This window comes from Janthinobacterium sp. BJB446, assembly GCF_002735655.1.
Lineage (GTDB): Bacteria > Pseudomonadota > Gammaproteobacteria > Burkholderiales > Burkholderiaceae_D > Janthinobacterium > Janthinobacterium lividum.
Genome location: NZ_PDZK01000001.1, coordinates 2,939,787 through 2,950,793, shown reverse-complemented (window position 1 = coordinate 2,950,793; position 11,007 = coordinate 2,939,787). Strand labels below are relative to the sequence as shown.

General features: G+C 63.9%; 9 protein-coding genes. All 9 read left to right on the top strand.

Translation table 11 applies throughout. From position 1 onward, the window contains the following. Positions 1 to 90 precede the first annotated feature (90 nt). The 9 genes from odhB to CSQ92_RS13075 all read left to right on the top strand — a co-directional run bounded on the left by odhB (position 91) and on the right by CSQ92_RS13075 (position 10,960). A complete protein-coding gene (odhB, locus tag CSQ92_RS13115; protein WP_034789085.1) occupies positions 91 to 1,347 on the top strand; it encodes a 2-oxoglutarate dehydrogenase complex dihydrolipoyllysine-residue succinyltransferase in 1,257 nt (418 codons plus the stop codon). Between the two features lie 94 nt (positions 1,348 to 1,441). Continuing rightward, complete coding sequence (locus CSQ92_RS13110; protein WP_099394309.1) at positions 1,442 to 1,831, top strand: PspC domain-containing protein; 390 nt, start codon at positions 1,442 to 1,444, stop codon at positions 1,829 to 1,831. Beyond that, complete coding sequence (gene lpdA / locus CSQ92_RS13105; RefSeq protein WP_070282088.1) at positions 1,821 to 3,251, top strand: dihydrolipoyl dehydrogenase; 1,431 nt, start codon at positions 1,821 to 1,823, stop codon at positions 3,249 to 3,251. The genes CSQ92_RS13110 and lpdA overlap by 11 nt, the downstream gene beginning before the upstream one ends. Before the next feature lie 70 nt (positions 3,252 to 3,321). Continuing rightward, on the top strand, positions 3,322 to 4,419 hold the full coding sequence (zapE, locus tag CSQ92_RS13100) for a cell division protein ZapE (protein ID WP_034789077.1): 1,098 nt from the start codon (positions 3,322 to 3,324) through the stop codon (positions 4,417 to 4,419). A 19-nt stretch (positions 4,420 to 4,438) separates the two neighbouring features. Then, positions 4,439 to 5,158: a hypothetical protein gene (locus CSQ92_RS13095; RefSeq protein ID WP_257219205.1), complete on the top strand. Its 720-nt coding sequence runs from the start codon at positions 4,439 to 4,441 to the stop codon at positions 5,156 to 5,158. 139 nt (positions 5,159 to 5,297) lie between these two features. After that, on the top strand, positions 5,298 to 5,498 hold the full coding sequence (locus CSQ92_RS13090) for a YdcH family protein (RefSeq protein WP_034752051.1): 201 nt from the start codon (positions 5,298 to 5,300) through the stop codon (positions 5,496 to 5,498). A 43-nt stretch (positions 5,499 to 5,541) separates the two neighbouring features. Then, positions 5,542 to 7,584, top strand: coding sequence for an ATP-dependent DNA helicase (locus CSQ92_RS13085; RefSeq protein WP_034789073.1), 2,043 nt, complete (start codon positions 5,542 to 5,544; stop codon positions 7,582 to 7,584). 270 nt (positions 7,585 to 7,854) lie between these two features. Then, positions 7,855 to 8,460 carry a toll/interleukin-1 receptor domain-containing protein gene (locus CSQ92_RS13080; protein WP_034752049.1) on the top strand — a complete coding sequence of 202 codons (606 nt, stop codon included), beginning with the start codon at positions 7,855 to 7,857 and terminating at the stop codon, positions 8,458 to 8,460. Between the two features lie 19 nt (positions 8,461 to 8,479). Further along, positions 8,480 to 10,960 carry a tetratricopeptide repeat protein gene (locus CSQ92_RS13075; RefSeq protein ID WP_099394307.1) on the top strand — a complete coding sequence of 827 codons (2,481 nt, stop codon included), beginning with the start codon at positions 8,480 to 8,482 and terminating at the stop codon, positions 10,958 to 10,960. Positions 10,961 to 11,007: the final 47 nt, after the last annotated feature.

Here is an 11,007-nt window from a genome sequence, read left to right as displayed (position 1 = left end):
TGCATGGCGCCTGTTCGCATACATCGTGACGGAGCGCCGCCCTTGCTACGCAGGGGCGGCGCCGCAATAACAAAATAAACGGAGTTTTACATGGCACAAATCGAAGTCAAAGTTCCCCAGTTGTCGGAATCGGTTGCAGAAGCGACCCTGCTGGCATGGCACAAGAAAGTCGGCGAACCAGTTGCGCGCGACGAAAACATGATCGATATCGAAACCGATAAAGTGGTGCTGGAACTGCCGGCGCCTGCCGCTGGCGTGATCGTGCAGATCATCAAGGATAACGGCGCCACCGTCGTCGCCGGCGAAGTCATCGCCATCATCGACACCGACGGCTCGGCCAAGGTCAGCCCGATGGAAGTGTCGGCCGTTGCCGCGCCAGCCCTGGCTGCCGCAGCGCAAGACACCGCTAACGCTACGGCGCCAGCCGCCGCGACCAAAGGCGATGTCGCCATGCCTGCCGCTGCCAAGATCCTGTCCGAAAAAGGCCTGTCCGCTGGCGACGTCGCCGGTTCCGGCAAAGACGGCCGCGTGACCAAGGGCGACGCCCTGGCCGCTTCCGCCAAGCCTGCTGTCGCGCCACTGGCGCCAGCCGCTGCCAAGCCAGCGCTGCAACAAGTTGCCACGCCGTCGGCCGCCAGCCTGGGCGACCGCCCTGAAGAGCGCGTGCCGATGAGCCGCCTGCGCGCACGTATCGCCGAGCGCCTGCTGCAATCGCAATCGACGAACGCCATCCTGACCACGTTCAATGAAGTGAACATGCAGCCGGTCATCGACCTGCGCAACAAGTACAAGGACAAGTTCGAGAAAGAGCACGGCGTCAAGCTGGGCTTCATGTCCTTCTTCGTCAAGGCCGCCGTCGCCGCCCTGAAAAAGTACCCGATCATCAATGCCTCCGTTGACGGCAACGACATCGTCTACCACGGCTACTTCGACATCGGTATCGCTGTCGGTTCGCCACGCGGCCTGGTCGTGCCTATCATCCGCAACGCGGACCAGCTGTCGATCGCCGACATCGAGAAAAAAATCGGTGAATTCGGCGCGAAAGCCAAGGAAGGCAAGCTGACCCTGGACGACCTGACGGGCGGCACGTTCTCGATCTCGAACGGCGGCACCTTCGGCTCCATGCTGTCGACCCCGATCATCAACCCGCCACAATCGGCCATCCTGGGCGTGCATGCGACCAAGGACCGCGCTGTCGTGGAAAACGGCCAGATCGTGGTACGTCCGATGAACTACCTGGCCATGTCCTACGACCACCGCATCATCGACGGCCGCGAAGCCGTCCTGGGCCTGGTGGCGATGAAAGAAGCGCTGGAAGATCCTGCACGCCTGCTGCTGGACCTGTAAGCACCGTAGTCCCCCGGCGTCGCCGCCGGGGCAATGTAGCTGATACCCCTTGCCAGAAGACGCAGCTGGCTGATCTCAATGAAAGAGGATTCCCATGAACGTCTCTGAAGAAATCAAGCGTCTGCACGAGTTGCACCTGGCGGGCGCCCTGAGCGACGCGGAATTCGCGCAAGCGAAAGCCAAGCTCCTGAGCAATATCAACCTGGACAAGCCGGACAGCAGGTCCGGCGCCGGCGCCGATGCGGCGGCCGGCCCGGCGAACGACCTGGTGCAGGAATTCAACCGCCTGCGCCGTTCGCGCAACGACCGCTGGCTTGGCGGCGTCTGCGGCGGCCTGGGCCGCGCTTCCGGCATGGAAGCGTGGATCTGGCGCCTCGTCTTCGTCCTGTTTACATTGACCTTCGGCTTCGGCGTGGTGATTTACCTTCTATTGTGGATTTTCGTACCAGACGAAGAGATTGGAATAACAAAACATGAGTACTAAACAATTTGACGTAGTTGTCATCGGTGCGGGCCCTGGCGGCTACATCGCCGCCATCCGCGCAGCGCAGCTGGGCTTTTCCGTCGCCTGCGTCGACGAGTGGTCGAACGCCAAGGGCGGCGCCGCTCCTGGCGGTACCTGCACCAACGTCGGCTGCATCCCGTCGAAAGCGCTGCTGCAATCGTCCGAGCATTTCGAACACGCGGGCCACAGCTTCGCCGAGCACGGCATCGATGTCGCCGGCCTGAAGCTGAACCTGGGCCAGATGCTCAAGCGCAAGGACACCGTCGTCAAGCAAAACAACGACGGCATCCTTTACTTGTTCAAGAAGAACAAGATCGCCTTCTTCCACGGTCGCGCCGCTTTCGCCGCCGCCGCCGCTGGCGCGTACGAGATCAGCGTGACGGGCGAAGCCAACGAAACCCTGACGGCCAAGCACGTGGTCATCGCCACGGGTTCGAATGCGCGCGAACTGCCGGGCGCACCATTCGACGAGAAACTGATCCTGTCGAACACGGGCGCACTGGCCATCGACGCCGTACCAGCCAAGCTGGGCGTCATCGGCGCCGGCGTGATCGGCCTGGAAATGGGCAGCGTCTGGCGCCGCCTGGGTTCCGACGTCACCGTGCTGGAAGGCCTGCCGGTCTTCCTGGGCGCCGTTGACGAGCAGATCGCCAAGGAAGCGTCGAAGCTGTTCACCAAGCAAGGCTTGAAGATCAACCTCGGTTGCAAGATCGGTGCTATCACGCCGGGCAAGAAAGACGTCACCGTGGAATTCGTGGACGCCAAGGGCGAAGCGCAAAAAGCCGTGTTCGACAAACTGATCATCTCGATCGGCCGCACGCCGAACACGAATGGCCTGGGTGCCGACAAGGTCGGCCTGCAGCTGGACGAGCGCGGCTTCATCGCCGTCGACGGCGACTGCAAGACCAACCTGCCGAACGTATGGGCAGTGGGCGACGTCGTGCGCGGTCCGATGCTGGCGCACAAGGCGGAAGAAGAAGGCGTTGCCGTGGCCGAGCGTATCGCCGGCCAGCATGGCCACACCAACTTCAACACGATTCCCTGGGTGATCTACACCTCGCCGGAAATCGCGTGGGTCGGCAAGACCGAGCAAACCCTGAAGGCCGAAGGCATTGCCTACAAGGCCGGCACCTTCCCGTTCATGGCCAACGGCCGTGCGCGCGCGCTGGGCGACACCTCGGGCATGGTGAAATTCCTGGCCGATGCGACCACCGATGAAATCCTCGGCGTGCACATCGTCGGCCCGATGGCGTCCGAACTGATTTCCGAAGCCGTCGTGGCGATGGAATTCAAGGCCTCGGCCGAAGACATCGCGCGCATCTGCCACGCTCACCCATCCCTGTCGGAAGCGACCAAGGAAGCGGCACTGGCGGTTGACAAGCGCACGTTGAACTTTTAATTGTAGTTAGTCCTACAGGGGCGCTCGCGGATTTTTTCCGCCGGCGCCCTTGTGCGTTAAAGCGAATCCCATGAACGTAGAAGAGTTTTACCAGCACGCGCTGCAGAAGCGTGATTTCAAGGCCGATGCCGCCCAGCGGCGCGCGGTCGACCGCCTGCAGCTGTGCTATGACGAGTGGGTGGCCTACAAGGGCCAGCGCTCGAGCACCTTCAAGCGCCTGCTGAACCGTCCTGCCGTGCCGAAAGGCGTGTACATGTGGGGTGGGGTGGGGCGCGGCAAATCGTTCCTGATGGACAGTTTTTACTCGGTCGTGCCCCTGGTGCGCAAGACGCGCCTGCACTTCCACGAATTCATGCGCGGCGTGCACCAGCAGCTCGATGAATTGAAAGGCGTGGCCGACCCGCTCGACGAGGTGGCCAAGCGCATCGCCAAGAAATACCGTTTGATCTGTTTCGATGAATTCCACGTCTCCGACATCGCCGACGCGATGATCCTGTACAACCTGCTGTCGGCCCTGTTCGCCAACGGCGTGTCCTTCATCATGACTTCGAATTACGATCCGGACCTGCTGTATCCGGACGGCCTGCACCGCGACCGCATGCTGCCGACCATCGCGCTGCTCAAGGACAAGCTCGACGTGATGAACGTGGACGCCGGCGTCGATTACCGCGGCCGCGCGCTGGAACAGGTGGAAAGCTACTACACGCCGCTCGGCGCGGACACCGACAAGGCCCTGCGCGACGCTTACACGCGCATCGCCGAGACGGCCGACGAAGACGCGCGCATCCGCATCGAGAGCCGCGAAATCCATTGCCTGCGCCGCGCCGGCGGCATCATCTGGTTCGATTTCGCCACCCTGTGCGGCGGTCCCCGCTCGCAAAATGATTACCTGGAAATCGCCAGCCGCTTCCATACGGTGATATTGTCCGGCATACCGGCCATGTCGGCGGCGCAGTCGTCCGAAGCGCGCCGCTTTACGTGGCTGATCGACGTGTTTTATGACCAGAAGGTGAAGCTGATCATGTCAGCCGAAGTGCCGCCGGATGAGCTGTACACGAACGGCATGCTGGCCAATGAGTTTCACCGCACCGTTTCGCGTATCATCGAGATGCAATCGCGCGAATACATGGAAAAAGAACAGCGCGGCGCGGCCGACGCGATCGTTTGAGGCAGGGATAAGGAACATGATGGCAAATACACTATACAAGCTGGGCGCGGCGCTGGGCCTTGCCCTGGCGTTGTCCGCCTGCGCGCATCAGGGTAGCGCAGCATTGGATGAGGTCGGCGCGCCGCAGGTGCCCGCCACCTTGTCGGTGGAAGAAGCGGACGCCAAGCTGAAGCAGTCGGCCAGCGAGCGCGAGGCGGCGGAAAATGAGTTTGCCGCGCGCGAACTCGAGTGCTACAACAAGTTTTTCGTGAATAACTGCCTGGACCAGGCCAAGGAAAAGCGCCGCCTGATCCTCGTGCGCCTGCGTGCCGTCGACGCGGAAGCGAATTACTTCAAGCGGGCCGAATCCGTGCGCCTGCGCGATATCGACCTGGCCCGGACGCAGGAAAGTGCGCGCCTGGATGCCGAGCAGCGCGCCGCGGCCGTGCCCAAGCCCGTGAAAGTGGTCGCGCCCGAGCCGGCGCCACCGAAGGCGCAAGGCAAGAGCGTGGCCGAGCGCGAAGCCGAGCACGCGGCGAAGATGGCGAAACAGGCCGCCGCCGATGCCGCCGAAGCGCCGCGCCGCGCGGCCCGTGAAGCGCAGTATGCGAAAAAACAGGCGGATGCCGTGGCGCGTCAGAAACGCGTGGCGCAACGCCTGGCCGAGCGCCAGGCCGAAGCGCAGGCCAAGGCTGCCAAGGCGGCTGCAGCCGCTGCCGGCACGCCGGCCGTGGCTGTGCCTGTGCCGCCTGCCAAATAAGACCTGCCGCGCAGGGGGCATGCCGGAAATGGCGTGCCCTAACGCGCGCGGCAGGTTAAACTACGCACTATGGCTGCCTGTGTACGCTGCGCGCGCCGGTTTCCCATTACTGTTACCAACACTGCCTGGAACGCAACACATGAGCGATGCACAGCAAATAGAGCGGCGCCTGATTGAACTCAACGTGGAACACCGCGACCTCGATGCCGTCATCGAGTTGCTGATACTCGATGGCCACCATGACGAGCTGCAGCTGCGCCGCCTGAAAAAGCGCAAATTGCAATTGAAGGATCACATCACCTTGCTGAAAATGCAGTTGGTGCCCGACGTTCCCGCCTGAGGGGCGCCAGTAGCGTCCAGTCCAGCCTTCACCTAAGTATATTTTGACCGATCACAATTTATTGCCCGCAAGTCCAGATGGCCAGCCTGCCGATCTGCCAGCCGAACCCCAGGCGGCGCCTGGCAAGCATGATGCCGACATCGAGCGCCTGTTTGGCGCCGGCGGCCCGCTCGGTCCGGCGGTGGGCAGCTACAAGCCGCGCCGTTCGCAAACGGAGATGGCGAAAGCCATCGCCAGCGCCATCGACAGCCAGACGACCCTGATCGCCGAGGCCGGCACGGGCACCGGCAAGACCTTCGCCTACCTGGTGCCGGCCCTGATGTGGGGCGGCAAGACCATTGTTTCCACCGGTACCAAGAACTTGCAGGATCAATTGTTCCTGCGCGATATACCCACCGTGCGCGCCGCGCTGCAGGCGCCCGTTTCCGTCGCCTTGCTGAAAGGCCGCTCGAACTACGTCTGCCATTACCACCTGGAACGCACCCTGCAGAACGGCCGCATGACGTCGCGCGACGACGTGGGCCATCTGCGCGAAATCTCGCGCTTCATCAAGATGACCAGCTCGGGCGACAAGGCGGAACTGACCAAGGTGCCGGAAAACGCCATGATCTGGAACCTGGTGACGTCCACGCGCGACACCTGCATGGGCGCCGAGTGCCAGTATTACCAGGATTGTTTCGTCATGAAGGCCCGCAAGGAAGCCCAGCAGGCCGACGTGGTGGTGGTCAACCACCATCTGTTCTTTGCCGACGTGGCCCTGAAGGACACGGGCGTGGCGGAATTGCTGCCATCGGCCAACACCATCATCTTCGATGAGGCGCACCAGCTGCCCGATACGGCCACTTTATTCTTTGGTAACACGGTGTCGACTTCGCAAATCCTGGAACTGTGCCGCGACGTGCTGGCCGAAGGGTTGGCGCATGCGCGCGGCATCGACTGGGCCAAGACGGTCACGGTGGTGGAAAAGGCGGCGCGCGACCTGCGTTTGACCTTCCCGCAGGATATCGTGCGCCTGTCCCTGCCGCAGATCGCCCCGTCGAGCGATTTCTTCCCCGCGCTCGACACCCTCAAGGATGAGCTTGACGGCATGGTGGCCGTGCTGGAAACCCAGGCGGAACGGGCGGAAACCCTGGAGCAGTGCAGGGTGCGCGGCGTCGAACTGGCGCAGCAGCTGAGCGGCTGGAAGTTCGATCCGAAGGCCAAGGTAGCGGCTGGCGAAGAAGCCGTGTTCTGGGTGGAAGCGTTTTCCAGTTCCTTGCAGTTGCATAAAACGCCATTGTCGATCGCGCCGATCTTCAACAACCAGCGCGAAGGCACGCCGCGCAGCTGGATTTTCACGTCCGCCACTCTGGCCGTGAAAAACGATTTCAAGCATTTTTCCGAGCAGATGGGTTTGACGGGCGAACCGTCGCATACGTGGCCGAGTCCGTTCGACTATGGTCAGCAAGGCTTGCTGTTCGTGCCGCAAAACCTGCCGCAACCGAATTCGCTGGGCTACACGGATGCCGTCATCGACTGCGCCCTGCCCATCATCGAGGCGGCGGGCGGGCGCACCTTCTTCCTGTGCACCACCTTGCGCGCCGTCAAGCGGGCCGCCGAGCGCCTGGCCGACGAATTCAAGCAGCGGGGTCTGAACTTCCCCCTGTTCGTACAGGGAGAGAAGGGCCGCACGGAATTGCTGGACCAGTTCCGCGCGGCCGGCAATGGCGTGCTGATCGGTAGCCAGAGCTTCTGGGAAGGCGTCGACGTGCGCGGCGATGCCTTATCCCTGGTGATCATCGACAAGCTGCCGTTCGCGCCGCCCGACGATCCCGTGCTGGCCGCGCGCATCGAAGTGATGGAAAAGCAGGGCAAGAATGGTTTCATGCACCACTCGCTGCCGGAGGCCATCATCAACCTGAAGCAGGGCGCGGGCCGTCTGATCCGCGACGAGGGCGACCGTGGCGTGCTGATGATCTGCGATCCGCGCCTCATTTCCAAGCCGTACGGCAAGCGCATCTGGCAAAGCCTGCCGCCGTTCAAGCGCACGCGCGACACCGCCGAAGTGGTGGAGTTCTTCCGCAGCCTGCCCGCCAAGGGCGCTTAAGCCCGGCTTGCCGGCGCCGTCCGCGCGCCGGCGTATTTCCCTTTGTTATCAAGCGAGTAGCGTTTTATGCGCGGCGCCGCCTTGGGCGCCTGGCATGCCAGAAATCGGCGCGATCACGCCAGTTCCTGGCTTTTTTCTGCATGTCCAGGACGCCAGACACATCTTTGTGCCAGCGCAAACAGGCTTGTTGCCGAGCGGTCTACAGTGAGCTCATGCCTTGCAGGATCAAGGCGCGGCGATGGCAGGCCGCACGGGGAACAGGGGGATGCCATGGAGATCCGCTACGGCTGTTTCTTGAGCTACGCGCACGGCCAGTATGCGTTCATGAACAAGTTCAAGAATGACCTCATCGAGGCGCTGGCGTGCTATCTGGAGCCGCACCTGGACCGCGAGGAAGTCCTGTTCATCGACAGCGAGCAGCTGGGTGGCGGCGACGATATCGACCTGCGCGTGGCGCGCGCCATGTGCCAGAGCGTCTGCATGATCGTGCTGTACACGCCCAAATATGAAGCGCACGGCTATACGCGGCGCGAATTTGCCGCCATGCAGCTGATCGAACAGGAGCGGCGCGCCTGGTATGAACTGCCCAGCCACTTGATCATCCCCATCATCATGACGCGCCATCCGGACGGTTTGCCGCCGCAAATCACGGAGTCGGGCCTGTACGTCGATTTTTCCGGCTACACCCTGGCCAGCGGCGACCTGAAATCGAATCCGCAATACCTGCCCGACATCGAACGCATCGTGCAGCGCATCGCCACGCATTACCACTTGCTCAAGCGGTCAACACCGCCCGGCCACGATTGCAGCCGTTTCGTGTTGCCCGATATTCCACCGGAATGGCGCGCCATTCCGCCTCCCCACTTTCCGCGTTAATCACGTAAAAGGTCCTGTCATGGAATGCCAACGCCTCTCCCTGCCGCCTTTGAGCGCCCCTGGCGAAGTCGTCACCTTCTATTCCTACAAGGGCGGTACCGGCCGCACCATGGCCCTGTCGAACATCGCCGTCCTGCTGGCGCGCCGTGAGAACGCCAGCGTGCCCGTGCTGATGCTGGACTGGGACATGGAAGCGCCGGGCCTGCACCATTATTTCGAGCAGCACGAGGAGCGGCCTGGCGTGCTCGAGTTCTTCGAGGCGTGCCGCCAGCAGCTCGAGCGCATCAGCCTGGAAACGGCGGGCGGTCGCGCCGGCGGGCAGGCCAGGGGGCGCGAAGATGGGGGGCGCGAGGACGCGGCGCTGGCCCAGCGCGTGCTCGACGCCATCGACTGGCAGCAGTACGTGGTGCGCGTCGACCAGGGCAGCCCCCTGTACCTGATGCGCGCGGGACGCTTCGACGCCAGCTACAGCGAGCGCCTGGCGCAGATGCGCTGGGATCAGCTGTTCGACACGTGCCCGGCCCTGTTCCGCTGCTTCGCCGATACCCTGGCCCAGCATTTCCGCTATGTGCTGGTCGATTCGCGCACGGGACGCACGGACAGCGCCGGCATCTGCACCACCTTGCTGCCGAAAAAGCTCGTGGTGGTCTTCACGCCGAACCGGCAAAGCCTGGAAGGCGTCGATGCGCTCGTCACGCGGGCCATCGAGTACCGCCGCAGCCATGAAGACGAACAGCGTCCGCTGCTCGTGTACCCCTTGCCCTCGCGCATAGAAATGGGCGATGGCGCGCAGCGCGCCGAGTGGCGCCGCGGCGACGCGCACAAGGGCATCGCCGGCTTCCAGCCCATGTTCGAGCGCCTGCTGCGCGCTTCCTACGGCTTGCCGCAGATCGCTCTCGACAGCTATTTCGACGAAGTCCAGCTGCAGCAGACGAAAACCTTTGCCTACGGCGAGCAGCTGGCCGTGCGCATCGACCAGGGCGGCGACCGCTTTTCCCTCACGCGCACCTTCGAAGCGTTTTTGCACTGGCTGACGGGCGGCTACTTCCCCTGGCAATCGAGCCGTGAAATCGCCTTGCTGGGCGCCATCAGCGAAGCGCGCCAGGCCTTGCTGGCCGAACCGGGCCGCGCCGTGGCCCTGCCGCTGGCGCGCGACCTGGCCCGTCTGGGCGAGCTGTACCGCAAGGATGGACGCAGCGGGCAGGCGCTCGACGCCTTCCGCCAGAGCGTCGAGATCCGCGTGCGCCTGCTGGGCGAGGAGCATCCCGACAGCCTGGCGTGCAAGAGCGGCATGGCGCGCCTGCTGCGCCAGCTGGGCAAGCTCGATGAAGCCCGCTTCCTGGAAGAGGACGTGCTCGATGTGCGCGAGCGCGTGCTGGGCAGCGAGCATCCCGACACCTTGGCTGCCCGCGCCTGCCTGGCGAAAACCCTGTTGCTGCAGGGGGAGCTGGCGGCGGCGCTGCTGCTGCAGGATGCCGTGCTGGCAAGCCATGCGCGCCAGCTGGGCGGCGAGCATCCGCTGACCCTGGAAGCGATGGATGGCCGCGCCGCCACCTTGCTGCGCATGGGCCGGCTGGCGCAGGCGCAGCAAGTGCTGTCCACGGTGGTGGCGGCGCGCGAGCGCCTGTTTGGCGCCGAGCATGGCGATACCTTGCGCAGCAAGCTGGCCCTGGCGCAGGCCTTGGGGCGCGAAGGCGACCTGGAAGGGGCGCGGCGCCTGTTCGCTGCCGTGCTGCAGGCGCAGGAGCGGCGCCTGGGCAGCGACCATGCGGCCACCCTGGCCACGCGCGATTTGCTGGCCGATATCGTGGCCGGGCAGGGTGACTGGGCCGGCGCGCGCCAGTTGCATGAAGACCAGGTGGCGGCGCGCGAGCGCACGCGCGGGCTCGACCATCCGGAAACCCTGATGAGCCAGCGCAAGCTGGCCGAGGCGCTGCTGCGGCGCGGTGAACTCGATGCGGCGCGCAGCGTGCAGGAGCAGGTGCTGGAAGTGCATGCGCGCCTGCTGGGCGAAGACCACCTCGATACCTTGCACAGCAAGACACAATTGGCCGGCACCCTGCAGCAGCAGGGTGACAGCGCGGCCGCGCGCCTGCTGGAAGACGCCGTGCTCAGCGGCAGCGACCGGCTCTTGAACGCGCCCGTCACGGGGCATGCGGACAGCGTGCTGGACGGCGCGCGGCATTTGCAGGAAACCATCCTGGCCGGCCGCGCCAACGGGCACGAAGGAGCCGAGCCGGATATCCTGGCCAGCATGATCTCGATGTTGCAAGGCATGATAGAACGCGAACAGTATGCGCAGGCGGGCGAACTGGCCGAGCATCTGAAGTCCTGCCTGCTGCGCCCGGGCGTACCGGGCAAGCTGCGCAGGCGCGGCATGGCGCAGCTGAAAAGAATGTACAAATTGCAAGGCGACCTGAATGCCTTGCTGGCCTTGCAGGAAGATGAAGTGCAGGCGCTGGAAGGGGCGTTGTCGGAAGCGCGCATCGAGCAGCGCTGATGCGGCGCGCCATGTCCGCGCGGCAGCACAAATAATGCTGTCTATCG